Raw genomic sequence first — 21,529 nt, 5'->3', positions numbered from 1 at the left:
GTATAAGAAATTCCATAAAGATTCAAATTTTTTAACGTTCTAAGCGCCCGATGGCGGTTATATGTCGCCACGCAGAGGAGCGATCGGATGAAAGAATTGTTAAAATTCAGTCAGGCTGCGGAGTGTAGCGCGGTGTGAGCGTTAAGCAGAAAATAGCTAAGGCTTCAACATCTTTTAGCCTATTTAAGCTTATGTTGCTATCGACCGTTTCAAATATGTGCGACAGGTCCATCAGTGATTAAAAATGGCTTGCCATCGAATACAGAGTATGTGATAACGCATCTGGGTAAAACGAGGTACAGTTCTGTATATGTGTGGCATTTTCAGTAAAGAAGTTCTGAGTAAAGACGTTAGCGTTGAATACCGCTTCTCTGCCGATCCTTATCTTAGTGCCTCAAGCAGTAACGACTCTAGTTTGTCTATGTAACGCCTACGGGCGGTTTAAACAATCCAAAGGAAATACTCAAGATGGCAAAGATCAAAGGTCAAGTTAAGTGGTTCAACGAGTCTAAAGGTTTCGGTTTCATCACCCCAGCTGACGGCAGCAAAGACGTGTTCGTACACTTCTCTGCAATCCAGGGTAACGGCTTCAAAACCCTGGCTGAAGGCCAGAACGTTGAGTTCGAAATCCAAGATGGCCAGAAAGGCCCATCTGCAGTGAACGTTACTGCTATCTAATCAGCGTCAGCTGTACAAAAAGCCCGCCTTCGTGCGGGCTTTTTCGTGTCTGCGCTCAGCCGGCGATGATAATCCCCGCGTACTGATTGCGGCCGGTAATGCCTGGGTGCCCAGGATCCTGCTCACGCCGGTGGCTGTTGCGGCGGTAGCTGGTGTATTTAAAGCGCTGCGGGTGCCGCGAGTCGGTATTCGGCGTGCAGATGGTGCAACTCCCGGCGCGATCAACGGCGGCAAACCCCAGCTCGCTGAGTTTGTATTCGGCGATGGCGGCCAGATCCAGATGGCGATAGCTTGGACTGATCAAGGCGGCAGGCAGCGGCAACTGCTGTTTAAAGCGCGTAACCAGCTCCTCGTTCACCTCATAACAGCACGGGCCGGCAGCCGGGCCGATGGCGGCCACCCAGTTTGCCGTTGAGTCATCGCGGCTGATTCGCGCCGCCAATTGCTCAAGAATGCCATCCAGCAAGCCGCGCCAACCGGCATGCACGGCCGCAATGGCCGAGCCGTCATTGCGGCTGAAAATGACCGGCAGACAGTCTGCCGTCAATACGCTGAGCAGAATGCCGGGTTGGGTGGTGTAGAAACCGTCGGCTTCACCGCAAATTTGGGCCGCATGATGAATGTCGACGATGCGAGTACCGTGCACCTGTTTTTTTTCCGGCAGCGTGGCGCGATAGGGTTGCAGATGGCCGGGCAGCAGGGCACTTTTGTGGCCGAAACCGTGCTGAATGGCCGGAACGGTGCTGAGAAGCGGGGAGTAGTCGGTCATATAACGTCTTTGCCTGCGTCAGAAAACATATCGTCAGTGTAGCCAGCTTTTTTACCCGTTGGCTAGGCCTGCCTTGCATCGTGCAGAAGCCTTCTTTAGACTACCTGCGCCGTATCTCTCTGGAATCCAACCATGTCTTATCAGTGCCCTCTGTGTCACCAGCCGCTTCTTCTTTCTCACTTGCAATGGCGTTGCGATGCCAATCATCAGTTTGACTGCGCCAAAGAAGGCTATGTCAATCTGCTGCCTGTGCAGCATAAACGCTCGAAGCAGCCGGGAGACAGCACGGAAATGATGCAGGCGCGGCGCGCTTTTCTCGATGCCGGATTTTATCGACCGTTGCAGCAACGGGTGGCGGAACTGCTGGAACAGGCGCTGGGTGGCGAGGCGCAGGCGCTGCTGGATATTGGCTGTGGCGAAGGTTATTACACCGCTGAAGTGGCGGCACGATTGGCGCCGCGCGACATCACCGTTTATGGGCTGGATGTTGCCAAAGTGGCGATCCGCTATGCGGCCAAGCGTTACCCTGCGGTGTCATTCTGCGTGGCGTCCAGCCACCGTTTACCCTTTGCCGACCGTTCTTTGGACGCGATCCTGCGCATTTACGCGCCGTGCAAAGCCGAAGAGCTGGCGCGGGTGGTCAAACCCGGCGGCGTCGTAGTGACGGTATCGCCTGGCCCGCGCCATCTGTATCAATTGAAAGAACAGGTTTATCAGCAGGTGCAACTGCACGCGGAATCCGATGAGCAATTGGCGGGCTTTGACTGCGAGCGGCTCGAGGCACTGGCGTACCCGATGACGCTGCCGGGCGATCAGGCGGCCAACCTGCTGCAGATGACGCCTTTCGCCTGGCGGGCTTCTCCAGAGGTGCAACAGCGCCTGAGTGCCAGCGAAGCATTCGCCTGTGAAACGGATTTCGTTATAGGCCTGTACCGTCGCCAAGCCGATTAAACCACCGGATATGCCGCTTCGCCATTGACTGCATCGTCCTCCAGATCTGCGCGCTCAACGGCGAGGTGCGTTTTCAATGCCGTCCAGCCCCGTGGGGTAACCTTGAGCGCCCGGGTTGCCGGCAAGCGCTGCAGCCAGCCCCAATGGCAAAACGCGTCCAGCAGATAAGCCGCCAGCGGCCCGGCGAGGTGATATTGCCGCTCGGTCCAGTCCAAACATTGGCGGCCTTTGCCAACCCCCTCTGGCTCTACTGCGGCCGCCTCAGTGCCCAACGCCTGTAACCAATTGGCACCGGCCGGCGTCAGCACATATTCGCATGCGCCATTTTCGACGATTAGCCCTTGTTTCAGCAGGCTGCGCGTTACGGCTACGCCGACTTTCCCGGCCAGATGATCATAACAACAGCGCGCGAAACGCATCTCACGCGCTGAACGGTTGGGCGTATTGCGCCAGGCCGGCGTTACCGGCCCGATCGACGCCAGACTTTCCAGCAGATGCGAGACGTGCGGCCCCGAGAGACGATAGTAGCGATAGCGCCCAATCTGTTCGACGCTAAGCAAGCCGCCGTCCAACAACTTTGCCAGATGCGAGCTGGCGGTTTGCGGGGTGACGCCTGCCGCCTCTGCAAGCGCACTGGCTGATAGCGCGTTGCCGTCGGCCAGCGCGATCAACATCACCGCCCGCACCGGTTCGGCGATCAGATGCGCAACGGATGCAATATTATGTTGGCCCACGAGTTTCTCCTTTATCGATAGCAGGCGATGTTTTCATCGCTCAAGGCACACTTCGATATGCTTCGAAGTATTCCAGGCTAAGCGCGGCTTATAGTCAATGCCTGTTTCATCAACCTGGGTTCGCAACGAGTGGCAAGCTTGAATAAACAACAAAAACGAGTACTGATGGCGACCAGCCTCAGCTATGTCATCGTCATCCTGGATACGTCGATCGTTAACGTCGCCTTGCCGCCGATCGCCGTCGATCTGGGTACCGGGCTTAGCGGTCTGCAGTGGGTAGTGAACGCTTATACGTTGGCGTTCGCCAGCCTGTTGCTCAGTGGCGGGACGCTGGGCGACAGGTTAGGGGGACGGCAAGTCTACCTTGCCGGGTTGGCGATCTTTGCCTGCGCTTCAGCCCTTTGCGGGCTGGCGGGGGCATTGCCCGTACTGGTCGCCGCCAGAATATTGCAAGGCGTTGGGGCCGCTTTGCTGGTGCCCAGTTCCTTAACGCTGATTAACGCGGCCTTCCCCGAGGCGAAACAGCGGGCGGGTGCCATCGGCGTATGGGCCGGATGCGGCGGCGTGGCGATGGCAGCGGGGCCGCTGGCCGGCGGCGTGCTGATCCAATTGCTGGGCTGGCGTAGCCTGTTTTGGATCAATATCCCGGTGATTGCGTTGGGAATCGGGCTGACTCTGCGTATTGCGGCCGTTCGCCCGTCACTATCCTTGCGCCAGATGGACTACGCCGGGCAGGGGACGGTGATTGTGGCGTTAGCCACTTCGGTGGCGGTGTTGATTGAGGGAGCGCGGCTTGGTTGGCTCTCCGGCTGGGTGTTGGGCGGTATCGCCGTGGCTGCCTTGAGCTGGCTGATGTTTGTTGCGATAGAGCGACGAAGCCGGCAGCCGATGCTGCCGCCGGCGCTTTTCCGCAGCGCGGTTTTTTCCGCCTTGGCATGGGTTTCGCTGGTTTCTGCGTGGGTGTTTTACGGGGCGTTCTTTCTGCTGAATCTTTATTTTCAAGAGGTACGTGGTTGGTCGCCGCTGCAGTCCGGCCTGGCATTTCTTCCCCTGACCATTATGGTCACGCTGGGCAGCTTTCTTTGCGGCCGTCTGGTTCAGGCGTTTGGTGCGGGGCGGGTAGTTTATTGCAGTTTGCTGCTGTATGCGCTGGGCTTCGGTGGCTTGCTGGCGCTGGCCGAAAGCCCGCCTTACTGGCGTATTGCGTTGTGCTTCCCCTTGCTTGGCCTGGCGGCCGGGATCATTACGCCTGCGGCCACGGCGGCATTGTTGAATGAGGTCGCGAGTGAACGGGCGGGCATTGCCGCCGGCGTGTTCAATGCCGGCAGGCAAAGCGGCTCCGCGTTTGGCGTGGCGATTTTCGGCGCGCTAATGACGGCATTTCATCCGCTGGAAAAGGGGATCCAGTTCGCCGTGTGCGGCGCGATAGGCCTGTCGTTGCTCACGGCTGTTCTATGGGGATTGGCGATCAGGTTTGCCGCGCGTGCAGGAGGCCGGGAAGCGACCGGGCGGTAGTTAAGGTGAATGCTTATGCCAGAAAAGAAAAAACCTGCCATTGGCAGGTTTTTTGCGTTCAGGGACAATCAGGCGAGGTAGCCCAAATGCTCCAGCAGAATATTGATGCCGATACCGATCAACACCACGCCGCCGATGATCTCTGCGCGTTTCCCCAACAGCGGCCCAATAAAGCGGCCAATCATCATACCCAGCGTTGCCATAATCATGGTGGCCATGCCGATGGCCATGGCGGTATGCACAATATTGACCTGCAGGAAGGCCAGGCCAACGCCGATAGCCATGGCATCAAGGCTGGTGGCGATAGCGGTGGCCACCAATAGCCAGAAGCCGTGGCGCTTCACTTTTTCCACTTCGTCCGGTCGGTTTCTGATGCCTTCGACAATCATGCGAGTACCGAGAATAAACAGCAGCGAGAAGGCTACCCAGTGATCCCACTCCATGATGTATTGGCTGGCGAACAGGCCAATCGCCCAGCCGATGATCGGCGTAATGGCTTCGACCACACCGAAGATGAGTCCGGTGCGCAGGGCTTCACGAAAACGGGGTTGATGCAGGCTGGCACCTTTGCCGATCGACGCGGCGAACGCATCCATAGACATGCCAAAAGCGAGAATGAGTGTAGCGGAAAGATTCATGTTAAATAGCCTCGGCCGGGCGGCTCCATATACACGTAACCCACCCCCAACCATACGACGGAGTTACGTGTCTATGGTCTCGCCAACCTTACCTGGCTGCCCGCACCACGTTTCAGAGTTCGAAACGAGTATGTTGATACGGGCGTTTCTGGCGTTTTATTGCCCAGAAACCGGCTACTCCCCAATGACGGCGCAACCATACCATAATATTTCTGACGACGACAACCTTAATTACTTGAGAATATTCTTTTTGGAATTGAGAATTGTTTTCATTAAAGAATTGCAAGAGGGAATATAATGTAGGCTGATGCAACAATGTTGCGTAAATAATAAACGGATAAGCGCTGGGGTTGTTGATTAATTATCCATGTACAGCGCGTGTTATCGGTAGGGGGGAAACTTGATGACTTGTTTATTTATTGATTTTCAACGAAAAAATGATAAATCCTCTCCAGGTCGTCTAATTGTGTAACCTGAATGAGTAACCGGCGCTGTTCCAGGTCGATGACCAGAATGCCATCTTCAGATAAATTCATGGCTTTAATGCGGTTATATTCAATGAAGGTGTTGGCATAAAAGAAACCCTGGGTTTTAAACAGTATCTTGGGCCAGCGAATATAAGAAATGTAGATGGCGATCAGCGCTAAAGAAATAAGCAGGTAAGTGGTCAATATTGCGCCGTTGGTGGTGACGTTTCGGTAAATCAAAATGGCAATCAGGCCGACAAAAATCAGGCAGTCGATCCGGTTGCGGCGTTTTAACTGCACTTTAAGCCGCGTTTTGCCCTTCAGCAGGTTCATGCCGAATTCGTCGTAAATTGCATACAGCAGCATCAGCGCGGTAAAAATCAGTAATACGCCATCGGTCAGTGACATCTTTCAACTCCACAAATAAAAAAACCGGGGGTTTCCCCCCGGCTGCGACTAGCTTTACAGGCCCAGCAGACCAATCCAGTAACCGAAGATGCCGATGGCGAAGAAGCCGATGATAATCCACAGCGCATTCACTTTTCTGCGCAACAGCCACATACAGCCGAAGGTCAGCAGCAGCGGCACCAGACCCGGCATCAACTGATCGAGAATGGTTTGCACCGTGGTCACAGTGGTATGTCCGGTCTGATCGGTGATCTTCGACACCACCAGCGGGATATTCACGTGCGTCCACTTGTTAACCAATGCTCCCATCACAAACAGGCCAAGAATGGACGCGCCTTCCGTCAGTTTTTGCAGGAAGCCGCCGCCCATGTCATTAACGATATCCACCCCTTTGCGGTAACCGTAGGCCACGCCGTAATAGCGGGTCAGCAGGCGCACCAGGTTGAACAAGACAAAGAACAAAATAGGGCCAAGCAGGCTGCCGCTCATGGCAATACCGGCGCCGAGCGCGGCGAATACCGGCCGTACGGTGCCCCAGAAGATCGGGTCGCCCACGCCGGCCAGTGGCCCCATCAAACCGACCTTGATGCCGTTGATGGCCGCATCGTCGATCGGTGCGCCGTTGGCACGTTGTTCTTCCATCGCCATGGTAACGCCAAGCACCGGCGCCGCCACGTAAGGGTGGGTGTTGAAGAATTCCAGGTGACGTTTGATTGCCTGCTTGCGGTCGTCGTTATTTTCCGGGTACAGGCGGCGGATCACCGGCACCATAGAGAAGCAAAAACCCAGCGCCTGCATGCGTTCGAAGTTCCATGAGCCCTGGAACAGGTTCGAGCGCAGGAACACACCGCGAATATCGGCCGGCGTGAGTTTCTTTTGAGCTGTTGTATCAACCATGTCTCTCACCTATTCCTAATCGAGTTCGTTATCGAGATCGTTGGCATTAGCCGGACCAGCCTGTACAACCTGGGACTTGTTGTATTTCGGACTGAGCTGGATATAAAGCACGGCCATCACCACGCCGATGACGCCGAGCGCCACCAGGTTAAAGTTGGTGAAGGCGGCGGTAACGAAGCCGAGGTAGAAGAAGGGCATCAGGTAACCGGCGCGCATCATGTTGATCACCATGGCGTAACCGACCACTACAATCATCCCGCCGGCGATGTTCAGGCCGCTGGTGACGACTTCCGGGATCGAGTTAAGCAGAGCGTGAACGCCTGCGGTGCCCACCGAGATCGCCACGATAACCGCCGGGATGGCGATACGCATCGCCTGCAACAGCAGGGCGGAGATGTGGATCCAGGTGATGGCGCGCAAACTGCCGCGTTCCGCTGCGCTATCTGCCGCGTGCTGGAAGGCCACGGTCAGCGTACGCACTATGATGGTCAGCACTTGCCCGGCCGCCGCCAGCGGTATGGCCAGCGCGATACCGGCGCCGACGCTCTGGCCGCCGGCAATAACCAGAATGGTGGAAATGATGGAAGCCAACGCCGCATCTGGCGCGACCGCGGCACCGATATTCATCCAGCCTAGGGCGATCATCTCCAGCGTACCGCCGATGATGATGCCGGTTTTCATATCACCGAGAATAAAGCCAATCAGGGTACAGGCGACCAGCGGACGGTGGAACTGGAACTCGTCGAGAACGGATCCCATCCCGGCGATACAGGCAACGATAAATATCAGCACAATCTGAAGAGTGGTGATCTCCATTGCACTTCTCCTATGACCAAAGAGCTCTGAGTAAAATAATTATTGGCTTGCGCCATTAATTGAGTTTGTTAATCAGGTCCATCATTTTTAACCGGCTGTCGGACGAGACTTTGCGAACTTCCAGTTCGATACCGCGATCGTTTAATTTCTTAAACGCTTCGATATCCTTTTCGTCGACCGACACGGCGTTGTTGACCTGGGTTTTCCCCTGGCGAAACGCCATGCCGCCGATATTCACCGATTTGATATCCACGCCGGCCTCGACCAGACGCCAAACATCGGTCGGATTCGTGAACAGCAGCATCACGCGGTCACCGGCGTATTTCGGGTTGTTCCATACGCGGATGGCTTTCGCCACGTCGACCACGTGCGCGGTAACGCCCGGCGGGGCCACTTGGGTCAGTAAGGTTTTGCGAACGTGATCGGCGGCAACTTCGTCGCTGATAACGATGATGCGACTGACGTTGGTTTCCTTGGTCCAACGGGTGGCAACCTGGCCGTGGATCAGGCGGTCATCGATGCGCGCCAGGCCGATCTTCATATGGTCATTGGGGCCAAGCGGGGTTTGCGGTGCTGCGGGTTTGGCGGCAGGGGAACTTTGTGGCGCCGCGGGCTTAACACTCTCTTCTTCCGGTTTTTTCAGCGCTTTTACGCCTTCACGGCCGGTTTCCAACGCCAGTGCGACCAATTCGTCGAAGCCTGGGTTATCGTCCCGCGCCATGAACGTTTCCACCAGCATGGGAATGTTAACCCCGGTGACGACCTCATGGTTTTCTTTATCGACGGCAATGCGGCTGGCCGCGTTGAATGGGCTGCCGCCCCAGGTGTCCACCAGAAACAAGACACCACCGCTGGTGTCTAGCTCGCTGATTTTCAGGTTATATTTCTCGATTAACGTTTCGGCGTTTTCACCGGGGACGAAGTCTATAAAAGCGACGTTATCTTGCTCGCCCAATAGCATTTCCGTCGTCTTCAGCAATTGTTCCGCTGCGGTCCCGTGTGTGCCGATGATAATAGCTATTGCCACTCGCTACCTCCTCATTAAACTTCATACCCGTCATCTTTCCAGCCGCAGCATTGTTGGCTGCAACCTGAAAGCCATAGGGTATATGCACGGATTGTGTCGTTCTTGATTTCCTTCCTGGCAGTCACTTCCGCGGTTCAGATACAGGTTCAGATACATTATGGTAGAAAATTAGAAACGCGGGCTTAACATTTCTCGCGCAGTTTCAAAAGCCTGTGCGCGTTAATTCACATTGGCGTCATTTATTTTAGTGAGTGAAAAAATAAATTTTGTGACATTGCTCTGTTATTGAGCGCTCAGATAACTCTTAATCCGGCATTTGCATAATTAAACAACAGAGCTGTTACAAGACGATGCTGAAGGTAAAAAAGCTTCTTTGCCGTAAAAAAAATTCCTGCTAGAGTATTTGCTCTTTCATATTTAGGAGTGAAGGGCCTCAGCCCACCCTATGGACTGTCACCGAAGTTGCTGTTTTTCAAGGTTCCACCCGCCACCTGCTGGCGTAACACAAGTCACACGGCCGTTCGGCCATCCCCCGGTACTGCAATCCCGTTATCTTGCTGTTGTTGTCTGCGCGCTCACTGCGTCAGCATCGTCACGCCTGAGCCACGCTCAGCAATCCTGTCTTTTTTCCGGAGTCTGATATGGAATTTTTAATGGACCCCTCGATTTGGGCTGGGTTACTTACACTGGTGGTATTGGAAATTGTACTGGGTATCGACAACCTGGTGTTTATCGCCATTCTGGCCGATAAACTGCCGCCGAAGCAGCGCGATAAAGCGCGCATACTCGGCCTGTCGCTGGCGCTGTTTATGCGTCTGGGCCTGTTGTCGGTCATTTCCTGGATGGTTACGCTGACTACGCCGCTGTTTAGCGTGGCGGATTTCAGCTTCTCCGGCCGTGATCTGATCCTGCTGTTCGGCGGTGTCTTCCTGTTGTTCAAAGCCACTATGGAACTGCACGAACGGCTGGAAGGGCAGACGCACCAGGATGGCGCCAACCGTGGCTACGCCAAGTTCTGGGCGGTGGTGGTGCAGATTGTGATCCTTGACGCAGTGTTCTCTCTTGATGCGGTGATTACCGCCGTGGGGATGGTGAACGACCTGCCGGTAATGATGACCGCGGTGGTGATCGCCATGGTGGTGATGCTGGTGGCGTCAAAACCGCTGACCAACTTCGTGAATGCCCATCCGACCATAGTGGTGCTGTGCCTGAGCTTCTTGCTGATGATCGGCCTGAGCCTGATTGCCGAAGGCTTTGGCATGCATATTCCTAAAGGTTACCTGTACGCCGCGATTGGCTTCTCGATCTTGATCGAGCTGTTTAACCAGATTGCCCGCCGTAACTTTATCAAACACCAGGCGCACCGCCCGATGCGCGAACGTACCGCAGAGGCGATTATGCGTCTGATGGGGCAACAGCGCGCACAGCAAACGGATGAAGCCGTACCGCAGCCGGTGAACGAAACTTTTGCCGCTGAAGAGCGCTATATGATCAGCGGCGTGCTAACGCTGGCTTCGCGTTCATTGCGCAGCGTAATGACACCGCGCACCGAAATCTCGTGGGTGGATTGCGATCGCTCACGTGAAGAGGTGCGCGAGCAATTGCTGGATACGCCGCACAGCCTGTTCCCGGTTTGCCGTGACTCGCTGGATGAGATTATCGGCGTGGTGCGCGCCAAGGATCTGCTGGTGGCGGTAGAACAGGGTGACGATATCGCCGAGTTTGCCGCACGCACGCCGCCGATAGTGGTGCCGGAAACCATGGACGTGATTAACCTGCTGGCGGTATTGCGTCGTGCCAAGGGGCGTCTGGTGGTGGTGACCAATGAATTTGGCGTGGTACAGGGGCTGGTAACGCCGCTGGACGTGCTGGAGGCCATCGCCGGCGAATTCCCGGACGAAGATGAGACGCCGGATATCGTGGTGGAAGGCGCAAGCTGGCTGGCGAAGGGCGGCACCGACTTGCACTCGCTGGAACAGGCGCTGAACTGCGAAGATTTGGTCAGTCCGACGGCGGATTACGCCACACTGGCGGGGTTCCTGCTCTCTCATTACGGCCAGATGCCGGCTGCGGGGGATGTGGTGGAGCTAAACCAGCTGCGTTTCGAAGTTATTGAAGTATCGGAGTACCGCATCGAGCTGGTGCGTATCACTAAAGTGACGCCTCACGACGAGGAACAGCAGTAACATGACGAGCCGGGGGCATCACGCCTCCGGCTTGTTTTCCCTTTCTTTCTGCCGCTCCTCGCGCGCACTCATCGCTCGCAACTTCGATTCATACTGCTGTAACCACAGCGGAAATACGTTGATTGGCATCGGCTTGGCGAAATAGAAGCCTTGCAGCGCGTTCACGTCGTGTGAACGCAGGTAATCGGCCTGTTCCTCGGTTTCCACGCCTTCCGCCACCAGCTTTAGCTTCAACTTGTGCGCCAGAGTAATGATGGTATCGGTGACGGTGGCGTTGATCGCATCGGTACCGATGGCGGCGGTAAAACCGCGATCGATTTTCAACACGTCAGGGCTGAGTTTTTTCAGGTAACTGAGCGAACTGTGCCCGGTGCCGAAATCATCGATTGCCAGCATGATCCCCATTTCTTTCAGCGTCTTGATTTGCTCATACTGAATTTCAGACAGTGCGGTGCGTTCGGTAAGCTCCAGCATCAACGAGGGCATCGGTTGGGCCGGTAGCCAGATGCGCCGAATGTCGTCGATAAGGGTGACCGCGTTGAAATGCTCTGCGGCGACGTTAATGCTGATGTAAAACGACGGACGTGGCGGGAATAACTGCAGGTTTTCCACCACGGTACCCATCAGGTAGCGGGTCAGGGCGATGATCAGCCCATGTTGCTCAGCGAGGGGAATAAATACGTCCGGCGAGATCCAGCCCTGGCGTTTGTTTTTCCAGCGCAGCAGGGTTTCCACCCCGATGCAGCGGCCCGTTTCCGCGTTGATGATCGGCTGGCAGTAAACGCGGAATTCGCGGTGGGTAATGGCGTGGCCAATATGGTAGGACAGGCTCATGCGGTTGGCGGTGAGCAGGTACACGACATAGGCCGCCAGCAGGCTGATCAGCAATGCCAGCGGAATATGGCGCGGTAGCGCAGCCAGGGCGAGCAGGCTTGCCTGCGGGCCAAACAGCGAGATGGAGAAGGGGTATTGCGTTGATTTTGCGGTATAGAGAAGGCCGGTAGTCAGGGAGTCGCTGCGCAGGATCTCCCGTCGCCCGTATTCCAGGCTGTTGTCACCGACGTTCAGCACCACCCGTTGTGCATAGGGTTCTTGCGGTTCCAGCAGGAAATTGGCCAACAGCTCAATATTGAATACATGCAGCACGCCGTTGCGGTTGTTATCGGCGGTTTGCTGCGTCCACATGATCAGCGTCGGCACCCCTTTGGCGACGGCAAGAGAAGGGCGCAGGGTCAACTTTGTGCTACCGCTTGCCAGGGTGGGCAAGATAGCGTTGAAAACATAGTTACGAGCACCGAACAGGCTGGAACAGTAAATAACCCCGTCGTTGACTAACAACACGGCCCGCAGCGCCTGATTTTGCGCGGCGCGGAAGCGCAGTGTCGGCAGGACGGATTCACAGGATTGTTCCAGCAAGGGCATGGAGCGCTTGGCTTGCTGCTCAGCCGGCGCCAGCAGATTGTTGATTTTGGCGACAGTACGGGTGGCCAGTACCCGTTGGCTTTGTTCAATGGTGCCGAGTTCCTGATAGTAGCGGGTATACAGCGAGAGCAACAGAATAGCCAACCCAACCGCCCCGGCCAGCAGCCAACGGTAATAGCGGTATTTAGTCACGGCAAGTTGGGTCATCAACATCGGTAAATCCTTGTTCGGTAAGCTAGCCAGGAATCCTCGTCAGGCCAAATTGCCATGGAATGATACTCGGCTAATTCTAGCCTGTCGTTATACAAGAGTGATGGTAACCCAGTAAATTATTTAAATTTGGAGAAACAAAGGGCTAAATTGCAGGTTAACCGGTGGATCGACGAGATATTGTAAAATTATTTTTTCGTGACGGCGTCACTTGTGACGAGTAGGGAATTGATTATCAAGATCTTATACAAAGAAAAACCCCGCCGTGAAGGCGGGGTGTGGGGTCAATCGCACTGCACTTTTATTGCCAGGCCGCCGCGCGAGGTTTCGCGGTATTTGGCGTTCATATCTTTGCCGGTTTCGTACATGGTCTCGATCACCTTATCCAGAGAAACGCGTGGTTCACTGGTGCGACGCAACGCCATGCGCGCCGAGTTGATCGCTTTCACGGACGCAATCGCATTACGTTCAATGCAAGGGACCTGAACCTGCCCGGCAACCGGATCGCAGGTCAGACCCAGATTGTGCTCCATGCCGATTTCCGCCGCGATGCAAACTTGCTCCGGGCTGCCACCCAGCAATTCAGCCAGGCCTGCCGCCGCCATAGAGCAGGCGACGCCGACCTCCCCCTGGCAGCCTACTTCGGCGCCAGAGATGGATGCGTTCATTTTGTAGAGTGCGCCGACGGCACCCGCAGCCATAAAGTAGCGGATGTAAATGTCCGGGCTGACGGATTCGATAAAGTGGTCATAGTAGGCCAGTACGGCAGGAACGATGCCGCAAGCGCCGTTGGTTGGCGCTGTGACTACGCGGCCGCCGGCGGCGTTTTCTTCGTTAACCGCCAGCGCGAACATATTGACCCAGTCAATAACGTTCATTGGGTCGCTGGACAGCTTATCGGAGGAAACCAGCAAACGGCGCAGCGCGGAAGCGCGACGCGGTACACGCAGCGGCCCAGGCAGCACGCCCTCGGTGTTCAAACCGCGATCGATACAGGCGCGCATGGTCTGCCAGATGTTGCCGAAATAGGTTTCGATTTCCTGCTTGCTGTGCAGCGCCAGTTCGTTCTGCATCACCATGCCAGATAAAGACAGCCCGGTCTCGCGGCAGTGATCGAGCATTTCACGAGCAAAATTGAACGGGTAAGGAACGGTCAGCTCATGTTCGTCGGCTTTGCCGAAGTTCTCTTCATCGACGATAAAACCGCCACCGATAGAGTAGTAGGTCTTGCTGTAAACTTCTTTATCGCCGGCGAAGGCATGGATCTGCATGCCGTTTTCGTGCAGCGTCAGGTTGTCGCTGCGGAAAACCATGCCGCCGTCGCGCGGGAAATCGACTTCATGCAGGCCGCAGGCCAGCATCAGGCGTTGACGTTGTTCTACATCGCGAATAAAACTCGGGATGCTATCGATATCAACGGTATCCGGCATATTGCCCGCCAGGCCGAGGATGATAGCGATATCGGTATGGTGACCTTTACCGGTCAATGAGAGTGAGCCGTAAACGTCTACAGCTACACGCGTGATAGAAGGCATCAGGCCTTTATTTACCAGATCGTCGACAAACTGTTTGCCGGCTTTCATCGGTCCAACCGTATGAGAGCTGGACGGGCCGATGCCGATCTTAAACATGTCGAAAACGCTAATCACGCTAAAACTCCTTAGAGGCATATTGTTATGGCTGCATCGGTTAAAAACCGCGCAGGGAACAGCGATATTGTAAAAGGCCCGTACGGGTTCGGTTGCCTTTTTCGCATGAAATAAAATAATCCTTGGTGTTGGCTTACTTATTGATTGTCTCTGGCAGGCGGTCAGCCGTGGAACCTTCCGTTGCCCAAACTCAGTTAATGACAATCGCGCCAGCTTCCGTTGCGGGGCGCTGCCGGTTTAATCCCTATATTGATAGTGGTTTATTCCGGACGGCAGTATTTTACAGGTATTTCGTAAGGTTGAAGAGAGGGTTTACAGTTTTTTTAAAACTCTCATGGCCAGAAAGGTAGTTGAAAAAGCAGAGGAATGAAGTGATGCCGATCGCTTTACCCGCGCCTGTTGCGCAGGTAACCGTTTGTCTTGTGATCTGTGTCACGTATCTGGCGTTAAATATTCACTTGCTGCGCCAGCCGGCGAATGATGGCGGCGGTCAATCCCCAGACAAACTGACTCTGATACCAGGAAAGATAAATGCGGTGCGAGTGGCCTGCGCGGTGGATATCCAGCGGATAATAGCGCGATAGCGTCAACGCTTCATGCAGCGGGATCTCAAAGACGTCGGCCACTTCGTCTTCGTTGGCGCTGAATTGCACATCGGGCGAGATCAAGCCGACCACCGGCGTGACCTGGAACCCGGTGCTGCTGTCGAGCGGCGCCAGTTGGCCAAGCACGGTCACCGACTGGGGCGGGATCGCCACTTCTTCCTGCGCTTCACGCAGTGCGGTGATAATCGCCGAGCCATCTTCGGCATCGGTTTTGCCGCCGGGAAATGCCACCTGGCCGGCATGTTTACGCAGTGAGTCGGCGCGGCGGGTGAGTAGCAGAGTGGGTTCGGGGCGGCAGACAATAGGGATCAGCACCGCCGCCGGGCGGGTATTGTGCGAAATCTGCGACGCCTGCGGCAACTGCAGTTGGAAGCGGCTGATAAAAGCGGCAAGCGAGGTCGGGTAAATCGGTTGGCTCACGACGAGGTAACCTCTCCCAATTGCGGCAAGATACGGCCGACCTTATCAAAGGTTTCCTGATATTCCGCTTGCTCCTGGCTGTCGGCCACGATGCCGCCGCCTGCAGAACAGTAAATGCGACCGTTTTCGGTGATTAACGTGCGGATGGTGATATTGGTGTCCATGGTGCCGCAGGCGCTGATATAACCGATGCTGCCGCAGTAGGCATTGCGCCGCTGCGGCTCCAGCTCCTCAATGATTTCCATCGCCCGCACTTTTGGCGCGCCGGTAATGGAGCCACCCGGGAAGCAAGCGCGCAGCAGTTCGGTTGCTGCTGTGCGTTCCGGCAGGATAGCGGTGATGGTGCTGACCAAATGATGGACTGCGGGGAAGGGTTCGACCACGAACAATTCGGGGACGCGCACGCTGCCCGGCTCGGCAACACGGCCGATATCATTACGCAGCAGGTCGACAATCATCAGATTCTCCGCGCGGTCTTTCGCAGAGTGTGCCAATCGCTGCGCCTGCTGCGCATCCTGATCGGCATCGTCCAGCCTCGGCAAGGTGCCTTTGATCGGACGGGTTTGAATGTGCCGGTTCTCCAGCCATAGAAAACGCTCGGGCGAAACGCTCAGTACGGCGTTGTCCGGCAGACGCAAAAAGGCGGAGAAGGGCGCGCGGTTGCTGGCGTTCAGTTGTTGAAAGGCTTGCCATTCATCGCCCTGATAATCTGCTGAAAAGCGCTGCGCCAGATTAATTTGATAGCAATCACCGCTACGCAGGTAATGCTGAATGCGCTGGAACTTTTCGCCGTACTGTTGGCGCGTCATATTGGCCTGCCAGCGGCTGGTCAAGGCAAATGCCTGCTGCGGTTGCGGCCGTTGTGCGTTAAGCCACTGCCAGCGCTGTTCCGTGTCGCCGTAGCTGAGCAACGTCAACGTCTGCCGGTGGTGATCGGCAATCAGCGCCCAGTCATAAATGCCGATCGCCATATCCGGCAGCGCGATATCCGCCTGTGCCCATTGCGGCAGCTTTTCCACTCTGCGCCCCAGGTCGTAACCGAACAGCCCGAGTGCGCCCCCTTGAAACGGCAGGTTGGGATCTGCCGCGGGATGCCACTGTTGTTTTTCCAACTCTTCTTGCAGCAGGCTAAACGGATCTTCTTGCGACTGTCGGTCATCTTCACCGCGGCGAACCTCGGTGATTTGCCCTCGTGTGCTCAGAGTTGTGCAGGGATCTGCGACCAGGATATCAAAACGGTTATGCGAGTGTTCGGCAAAGCCGGAGTGCAGCAACATCGCCCACGGCTGCTGTGCCAGCGGAGCAAAATGCTCCAGCAGGGCGGTACGGGTGTAAGGCAAAGACTTAAGATTCGGTGCGGTTGCGCTCATGGGCCTCAATAAACCTGACTGACGGGAACGGCGGTTTCTGCCCGCTATTCTGCCATATTCGACCGGCGGGTGCATGTTCTGGCGTTGGGCGCCAGAGCACACCTCACATAAACGGTGAGTAAACGATTTTGTAATGAAGCATTTTTTGCGCCATTAGCGACAATTTTATGTGTTAGAAAATAATAATTCAGGCTGAGGTTAAATCAATTTTAATCTGCAGGCGCTGATTGAAAATAAAACAATTTATTGTTTTTATGTTGTTATTGTTTCGGGGGGCATCAAAAATAGTGAGGACCACATGCCTTATTGCCAACACCGTCACAACCGAAATTTTGCTGTCTCGCACTGTCGCGATTTTCACCTTTATCCGCTATCTGCGGGGGAAGGAAAATTAAAGAAAATCCGTTGGAAAAAGACGCGCTTGGGGGCCTGGTTTGATTATTTAACCTCGAGTCGCTTCATTTAACTGTGCACCGTTTTTTTAGAAAATAGAAATATTTATTCGTTACTTTTTGCGAAGAGCTGCCTATGCCCTTAATCCTTAGTGTCATTGTCCCGTTGCATAACGCGGGAGCACTGTTTGAGCCTTTCATGGCGTCGTTGTTGGCTCAGGATGAGCGGCGGCTGGAGGTGATCATCGTTAATGACGGTTCCACCGACGGCTCTGGCGCTATCGCCCACCGCTATGCGCGGCAATACCCGCATATTACCGTGATCGACCAGCCTAATTCCGGCGTTTCCTGCGCACGCAACGCGGGGCTGGCTATTGCGCAGGGAAAATATGTGGCGTTTCCTGATGCGGATGATTTATTGGCGCCTGAAATGTATTCAACGTTAGTGGCCTTGGCCGAACAAGAACAATTAGATGTCATGCAGTGTAACGGCCAACGTTATTTTTCCCGAGAAAACGAACTGCAAGAGATTATTCCGCAAAAGCGACTGGGCGACACCGGCGTTATTAGCGGGGCACAATGGCTAGAGCGGGCGCTGAAAACAAGAAAATTTATTCATGTGGTTTGGTTGGCGGTGTATCGTCTTGATTTTATTAAGCGGCATCAGTTGTATTTCGAACCGGGGTTACATCACCAGGATATTCCCTGGACCACCGAGGTGATGTTTAATGCGCAGCGGGTCAAGTACCTCAGCAAAGCGTTGTACCGGCAACGGGTGCACGATCAATCCATCAGCAATCGCCGCCGCACCGGCAAGGCGAACGTGGAATACCAGCGACACTATATGAAAATAGTGGAAATGCTAGTGGTGCTTAACCAACGCTATGCCAGCAAAATGGTTATTCGACCGGCTTTTCACTGGCAGATCGCCCGCGAGGCGTTGGGTATTTGCCACAGTATTCGGCGGGAGCCTGAGCCGGCGGCGCAGTGCCAAATCACCGCTGAGTTTTATCAGCGTGGTATTGATAGAACGATGGCGGCTAACGCACGCGGCCTCAAGCAGATCTGGCACGTTACGTTGTGGTTGCATCGTCTGAAGCAGTGGCGGGATTGCGATCATTGCTCGCAGCCCGCCGCCGAATAACAGGCGTTGGGATCCGCCGGTTTAAGGCGTATAATCCCCCTCCATTTTGCCGGAGAGAAACACATGCTTGCAGGTATGCCGTCATTGAGTCACCAAGAGCAGCAGGACGCTGCGGACCGTATCCATCTGTTGATGGAACAAGGCATGAGCAGTGGTGAAGCCATCGCGCGCGTCGCGCAGGAAATCCGCGAAAAACACCAGGGCGACCAGGTTAGCGTTCTGTTTGATGATGAAGACGAAGACGAAGACTATCAGGAAAGGCCGGACGAACAGGCTGACGACGATTCGGAAGAAGACGAAAACTATTGATGTTGCAGGGGCCGGCAAGCCGGCCCCAACGTTTTATCCTTCAATCACTACCGCAGCGGCAGCCTGCTTGGCTAACGCCACCGCCTCTTCCACATTTTCCGCCGTTGCCAGCGCCACGCCCATCCTGCGTTGCCCGTTAATTTCCGGTTTGCCGAACAGGCGCAACTGATTGTGGCCGCTCAATGCGCGTTCCAAACCGCTGAAGCGCAGATCGCTGCTGGTCATTTGCGGCAGGATCACCGCCGAGGCCGAAGGCCCGAACTGGCGAATGGCGCCAATGGGCAGGCCAAGGAAGGCGCGAACGTGCAGGGCGAATTCGGACAGATCCTGCGAGATCAGCGTTACCATGCCGGTATCGTGCGGGCGCGGTGACACCTCGCTGAAGATCACCTCATCGCCGCAGACGAACAATTCAACGCCGAACAGACCAAATCCGCCCAATGCCTGCACCACGTTTTGCGCGATCTCCTGCGCGCGGTTCAGCGCCAGTTCGCTCATCCGTTGCGGTTGCCACGACTCACGGTAATCACCGTCTTCTTGACGGTGGCCTATTGGCGCGCAGAAATGGACACCGTCGATCGCGCTGATGGTCAGCAGAGTAATTTCAAAATCAAACTTCACCAGCCCTTCGACAATCACTCGGCCGCCGCCGGCGCGGCCGCCCTGTTGGGCGTAATCCCAGGCGGTTTTCAGCTGTTCCGGGCTGCGGATCAGGCTCTGGCCTTTACCGGAGGAGCTCATGACCGGTTTGATAATGCACGGATAGCCAATTTCGGCGACGGCCTGCCGGAAGGCTTCTTCACCGTCGGCGAAGCGGTAACTGGAGGTTGGCAGGCCCAGGGTTTCTGCGGCCAGGCGGCGGATGCCTTCGCGGTTCATGGTCAGGCGAGTCGCTTCGGCACAGGGCACTACGCGGTGCCCTTGTTGCTCCAACTCAACCAGCATGCTGGTGGCGATGGCTTCGATCTCCGGCACGATGTAATCGGGACGTTCCTGTTCAATCAGGGCTTTCAGCGCGTTGCCGTCCAGCATGTTGATGACGTGGCTGCGGTGCGCCACGTGCATGGCCGGGGCGTCCGCATAGCGGTCTACGGCAATCACTTCCAGTCCTAAACGCTGGCATTCGATGGCAACTTCTTTACCCAGCTCGCCGGAGCCGAGCAGCATAACGCGAGTGGCGGACGGGCGCAGGGCGGTTCCAATAGTTAACATAGTCTCGTACCTGGATCTGTGGATTTAAGGCGGTCTGATAACGGGTGTGCAGTATATACGAAAACGTTTGCGCGTGCAGGCGGGGGATAGAGTTGGCGATGTTATTGCCAAATAAATGCATCCGGCGGCTTTTTTTATGCGTGAAATCCGTAATCCCTACTATCTCTGTTATCATCTGCGGTTGATTCGGCGCCAGCCCGTGGGCGCGCCGCCATTCCATTTGCCATATAAGAGTTATCGCCGTGAGCACAGTATCTTTTTCTTCCCTGCCGCTGCCAGCCGAACAGTTGGCCAACCTCAACGAACTGGGGTATGCCGAAATGACGCCGGTGCAGGCCGCCGCGTTGCCCGCCATCCTGAAAGGGCAGGACGTACGAGCCAAAGCAAAAACCGGCAGCGGTAAAACGGCTGCGTTCGGCATCGGCCTGCTGGATAAAATCAATGTTTCCCAGGTGGCGGCGCAGGCGTTGATCTTGTGCCCGACGCGCGAGCTGGCTGACCAGGTAAGCAAAGAGTTGCGTCGTCTGGCGCGCTTTACCCAGAACATCAAAATCCTGACCCTGTGCGGCGGCCAACCTATGGGGCCACAGCTCGATTCGCTGGTGCATGCGCCGCATATCGTGGTGGGCACGCCGGGGCGTATTCAGGAGCATCTGCGCAAGAAAACGCTGGTGCTGGATGAACTGAAAGTACTGGTGCTGGACGAAGCCGATCGCATGCTGGACATGGGCTTTGCCGATGACATCGACGATGTGATCAGTTACACCCCGCCGCAGCGCCAGACTCTGTTGTTCTCCGCGACCTATCCGAGCGGCATCGAGCGCATCAGCGCCCGAGTGCAGCGTGATCCCTTGAATGTGGAAGTGGACGATGGCGACGATCAGACCTCCATTGAACAACGCTTCTACGAAACCACCCGCGATCAGCGTCCGGCGGTGCTGGTATCCGCCATCCGCCATTACCAACCTTCTTCCTGCGTGGTGTTCTGCAACACCAAGCGCGATTGCCAGAGCGTATATGAAGCGTTGGAAGCCCGTGGCATCAGTGTATCGGCGTTGCACGGCGATCTGGAACAGCGCGATCGCGATCAGGTGCTGGTGCGTTTTGCCAACCGCAGTTGCCGGGTGCTGGTAGCGACCGACGTTGCTGCTCGCGGGCTGGATATCAAAGAGCTGGAGCTGGTCGTCAACTATGAGCTGGCGTTCGATCCGGAAGTACACGTACACCGTATTGGCCGTACCGGCCGCGCGGGCCTGAACGGCCTGGCGATCAGCCTGTGTACGCCGCAGGAGATGGAACGTGCGCATGCGATTGAAGAGTACCAGCGCAAGGCGGTCAACTGGGCGCCGGTATCTGAACTGAGCGGCGCTTCCAATACCACGCTGGAGGCCGAAATGGTCACCCTGTGCATCGACGGCGGGCGCAAAGCCAAAATTCGCCCTGGCGACATTCTCGGTGCCTTGACCGGCGACGCCGGATTGACGGCCGCTGAAGTGGGCAAAATCGACATGTTCCCGGTACACGCCTATGTGGCGATCCGCAAGGCCAGTGCTCGCAAGGCGCTGCAACAGCTTCAGCAGGGCAAAATCAAAGGCAAGAACTGCAAGGTGCGGTTGTTGAAATAATTCGCGTCAGGGGTGCGCCTTGCATCCCTGCGTAAAATCACCTTATACTGTATAAAAATACAGTATTCTAACCTTTGAGGAATGC

At 55.7% G+C, this 21,529-nt stretch carries 20 protein-coding genes and 1 riboswitch; of the genes, 8 read left to right on the top strand and 12 right to left on the bottom strand.

Annotated features, from left to right (window positions below; genetic code table 11):
- Positions 1-310 precede the first annotated feature (310 nt).
- Both ACTJJ1_RS08280 and cspE read left to right on the top strand, forming a co-directional pair.
- Positions 311-427, top strand: coding sequence for a DUF2627 domain-containing protein (locus ACTJJ1_RS08280; protein WP_002211058.1), 117 nt, complete (start codon positions 311-313; stop codon positions 425-427).
- A 41-nt stretch (positions 428-468) separates the two neighbouring features.
- The gene (gene cspE, locus ACTJJ1_RS08275) at positions 469-678 is read left to right on the top strand and encodes a transcription antiterminator/RNA stability regulator CspE (protein ID WP_002221949.1); all 210 of its coding nucleotides are present in this window, start codon (positions 469-471) and stop codon (positions 676-678) included.
- A gap of 55 nt (positions 679-733) precedes the next feature.
- Here the strand turns inward: cspE and ACTJJ1_RS08270 are convergent, their stop codons facing one another.
- On the bottom strand, positions 734-1,447 hold the full coding sequence (locus tag ACTJJ1_RS08270; RefSeq protein ID WP_004945657.1) for a polyphenol oxidase family protein: 714 nt from the start codon (positions 1,445-1,447) through the stop codon (positions 734-736).
- 132 nt (positions 1,448-1,579) lie between these two features.
- Between ACTJJ1_RS08270 and rlmA the strand changes: the two genes are divergently transcribed.
- Entirely contained in the window at positions 1,580-2,398 is an 819-nt protein-coding gene (gene rlmA, locus ACTJJ1_RS08265; protein ID WP_004945656.1) for a 23S rRNA (guanine(745)-N(1))-methyltransferase, read from the top strand.
- Here the strand turns inward: rlmA and ACTJJ1_RS08260 are convergent.
- Positions 2,395-3,132, bottom strand: coding sequence for an ArsR/SmtB family transcription factor (locus tag ACTJJ1_RS08260; RefSeq protein WP_440833086.1), 738 nt, complete (start codon positions 3,130-3,132; stop codon positions 2,395-2,397). The two genes, rlmA and ACTJJ1_RS08260, sit on opposite strands and share 4 nt — an antisense overlap.
- 129 nt (positions 3,133-3,261) lie before the next feature.
- Between ACTJJ1_RS08260 and ACTJJ1_RS08255 the strand changes: the two genes are divergently transcribed.
- Positions 3,262-4,647 carry an MFS transporter gene (locus ACTJJ1_RS08255; protein ID WP_440833084.1) on the top strand — a complete coding sequence of 462 codons (1,386 nt, stop codon included), beginning with the start codon at positions 3,262-3,264 and terminating at the stop codon, positions 4,645-4,647.
- A 68-nt stretch (positions 4,648-4,715) separates the two neighbouring features.
- Here the strand turns inward: ACTJJ1_RS08255 and mntP are convergent, their stop codons facing one another.
- The 5 genes from mntP to manX all read right to left on the bottom strand — a co-directional run bounded on the left by mntP (position 4,716) and on the right by manX (position 8,900).
- Positions 4,716-5,285 carry a manganese efflux pump MntP gene (gene mntP / locus ACTJJ1_RS08250; RefSeq protein ID WP_004945650.1) on the bottom strand — a complete coding sequence of 190 codons (570 nt, stop codon included), beginning with the start codon at positions 5,283-5,285 and terminating at the stop codon, positions 4,716-4,718.
- Between the two features lie 11 nt (positions 5,286-5,296).
- Positions 5,297-5,480, bottom strand: a riboswitch (yybP-ykoY riboswitch).
- Positions 5,481-5,701: 221 nt separating this feature from the next.
- Positions 5,702-6,160: a DUF986 family protein gene (locus ACTJJ1_RS08245; RefSeq protein ID WP_004945647.1), complete on the bottom strand. Its 459-nt coding sequence runs from the start codon at positions 6,158-6,160 to the stop codon at positions 5,702-5,704.
- A 54-nt stretch (positions 6,161-6,214) separates the two neighbouring features.
- Positions 6,215-7,057 carry a PTS mannose transporter subunit IID gene (locus ACTJJ1_RS08240; RefSeq protein WP_004945644.1) on the bottom strand — a complete coding sequence of 281 codons (843 nt, stop codon included), beginning with the start codon at positions 7,055-7,057 and terminating at the stop codon, positions 6,215-6,217.
- 15 nt (positions 7,058-7,072) lie between these two features.
- On the bottom strand, positions 7,073-7,873 hold the full coding sequence (locus ACTJJ1_RS08235) for a PTS mannose/fructose/sorbose transporter subunit IIC (protein WP_004945641.1): 801 nt from the start codon (positions 7,871-7,873) through the stop codon (positions 7,073-7,075).
- A gap of 55 nt (positions 7,874-7,928) precedes the next feature.
- Positions 7,929-8,900 (bottom strand): PTS mannose transporter subunit IIAB, encoded by a 972-nt coding sequence (manX, locus tag ACTJJ1_RS08230; protein WP_440833081.1) that lies wholly within the window; start codon positions 8,898-8,900, stop codon positions 7,929-7,931.
- A 641-nt stretch (positions 8,901-9,541) separates the two neighbouring features.
- Here manX and ACTJJ1_RS08225 point away from each other — a divergent pair.
- Positions 9,542-11,086, top strand: a complete 1,545-nt coding sequence (locus tag ACTJJ1_RS08225; protein ID WP_004945630.1) for a TerC family protein — start codon at positions 9,542-9,544, stop codon at positions 11,084-11,086.
- 18 nt (positions 11,087-11,104) lie between these two features.
- On the opposite strand, the gene ACTJJ1_RS08220 is transcribed toward ACTJJ1_RS08225, so the two are convergent.
- From ACTJJ1_RS08220 to pabB, 4 genes are all read right to left on the bottom strand, one after another.
- Positions 11,105-12,721, bottom strand: a complete 1,617-nt coding sequence (locus tag ACTJJ1_RS08220; protein WP_208904113.1) for an EAL domain-containing protein — start codon at positions 12,719-12,721, stop codon at positions 11,105-11,107.
- Positions 12,722-13,002: 281 nt separating this feature from the next.
- On the bottom strand, positions 13,003-14,367 hold the full coding sequence (gene sdaA / locus ACTJJ1_RS08215) for an L-serine ammonia-lyase (RefSeq protein ID WP_440833078.1): 1,365 nt from the start codon (positions 14,365-14,367) through the stop codon (positions 13,003-13,005).
- A 446-nt stretch (positions 14,368-14,813) separates the two neighbouring features.
- Entirely contained in the window at positions 14,814-15,392 is a 579-nt protein-coding gene (locus tag ACTJJ1_RS08210) for a CoA pyrophosphatase (protein ID WP_004945621.1), read from the bottom strand.
- Complete coding sequence (gene pabB, locus ACTJJ1_RS08205; RefSeq protein ID WP_122290048.1) at positions 15,389-16,762, bottom strand: aminodeoxychorismate synthase component 1; 1,374 nt, start codon at positions 16,760-16,762, stop codon at positions 15,389-15,391. The genes ACTJJ1_RS08210 and pabB overlap by 4 nt, the downstream gene beginning before the upstream one ends.
- Before the next feature lie 528 nt (positions 16,763-17,290).
- On the opposite strand from pabB, the gene ACTJJ1_RS08200 reads away from it, so the two are divergent.
- Positions 17,291-18,298 carry a glycosyltransferase gene (locus tag ACTJJ1_RS08200; protein WP_004945615.1) on the top strand — a complete coding sequence of 336 codons (1,008 nt, stop codon included), beginning with the start codon at positions 17,291-17,293 and terminating at the stop codon, positions 18,296-18,298.
- A gap of 63 nt (positions 18,299-18,361) precedes the next feature.
- Entirely contained in the window at positions 18,362-18,607 is a 246-nt protein-coding gene (locus tag ACTJJ1_RS08195; RefSeq protein WP_004945613.1) for a YoaH family protein, read from the top strand.
- Between the two features lie 33 nt (positions 18,608-18,640).
- On the opposite strand, the gene purT is transcribed toward ACTJJ1_RS08195, so the two are convergent.
- Entirely contained in the window at positions 18,641-19,819 is a 1,179-nt protein-coding gene (purT, locus tag ACTJJ1_RS08190) for a formate-dependent phosphoribosylglycinamide formyltransferase (RefSeq protein ID WP_004945610.1), read from the bottom strand.
- A 242-nt stretch (positions 19,820-20,061) separates the two neighbouring features.
- Here purT and dbpA point away from each other — a divergent pair, with 242 nt between their 5' ends.
- Positions 20,062-21,444, top strand: a complete 1,383-nt coding sequence (dbpA, locus tag ACTJJ1_RS08185; protein WP_004945607.1) for an ATP-dependent RNA helicase DbpA — start codon at positions 20,062-20,064, stop codon at positions 21,442-21,444.
- Positions 21,445-21,529 lie beyond the last annotated feature (85 nt).

Origin of the sequence: Serratia sp. 22264 (assembly GCF_052045345.1) — a bacterium.
Lineage (GTDB): Bacteria > Pseudomonadota > Gammaproteobacteria > Enterobacterales > Enterobacteriaceae > Serratia > Serratia plymuthica.
The sequence above is the reverse complement of the archived record's forward strand: the minus strand, read 5'-3'. Positions and strand labels throughout refer to the sequence as shown.

Excerpts from the sequence above, each read along its gene's own strand:
- ACTJJ1_RS08235 (WP_004945641.1), bottom strand. The coding sequence starts at position 7,873 with ATGGAGATCACCACTCTTCAGATTGTGCTGATATTTATCGTTGCCTGT.
- purT (WP_004945610.1), bottom strand. The coding sequence starts at position 19,819 with ATGTTAACTATTGGAACCGCCCTGCGCCCGTCCGCCACTCGCGTTATG.
- ACTJJ1_RS08280 (WP_002211058.1), top strand. The coding sequence starts at position 311 with ATGTGTGGCATTTTCAGTAAAGAAGTTCTGAGTAAAGACGTTAGCGTT.
- ACTJJ1_RS08195 (WP_004945613.1), top strand. The coding sequence starts at position 18,362 with ATGCTTGCAGGTATGCCGTCATTGAGTCACCAAGAGCAGCAGGACGCT.
- cspE (WP_002221949.1), top strand. The coding sequence starts at position 469 with ATGGCAAAGATCAAAGGTCAAGTTAAGTGGTTCAACGAGTCTAAAGGT.
- ACTJJ1_RS08270 (WP_004945657.1), bottom strand. The coding sequence starts at position 1,447 with ATGACCGACTACTCCCCGCTTCTCAGCACCGTTCCGGCCATTCAGCAC.
- ACTJJ1_RS08220 (WP_208904113.1), bottom strand. The coding sequence starts at position 12,721 with ATGTTGATGACCCAACTTGCCGTGACTAAATACCGCTATTACCGTTGG.
- ACTJJ1_RS08240 (WP_004945644.1), bottom strand. The coding sequence starts at position 7,057 with ATGGTTGATACAACAGCTCAAAAGAAACTCACGCCGGCCGATATTCGC.
- mntP (WP_004945650.1), bottom strand. The coding sequence starts at position 5,285 with ATGAATCTTTCCGCTACACTCATTCTCGCTTTTGGCATGTCTATGGAT.
- rlmA (WP_004945656.1), top strand. The coding sequence starts at position 1,580 with ATGTCTTATCAGTGCCCTCTGTGTCACCAGCCGCTTCTTCTTTCTCAC.
- pabB (WP_122290048.1), bottom strand. The coding sequence starts at position 16,762 with ATGAGCGCAACCGCACCGAATCTTAAGTCTTTGCCTTACACCCGTACC.
- ACTJJ1_RS08200 (WP_004945615.1), top strand. The coding sequence starts at position 17,291 with ATGCCCTTAATCCTTAGTGTCATTGTCCCGTTGCATAACGCGGGAGCA.
- ACTJJ1_RS08245 (WP_004945647.1), bottom strand. The coding sequence starts at position 6,160 with ATGTCACTGACCGATGGCGTATTACTGATTTTTACCGCGCTGATGCTG.
- ACTJJ1_RS08225 (WP_004945630.1), top strand. The coding sequence starts at position 9,542 with ATGGAATTTTTAATGGACCCCTCGATTTGGGCTGGGTTACTTACACTG.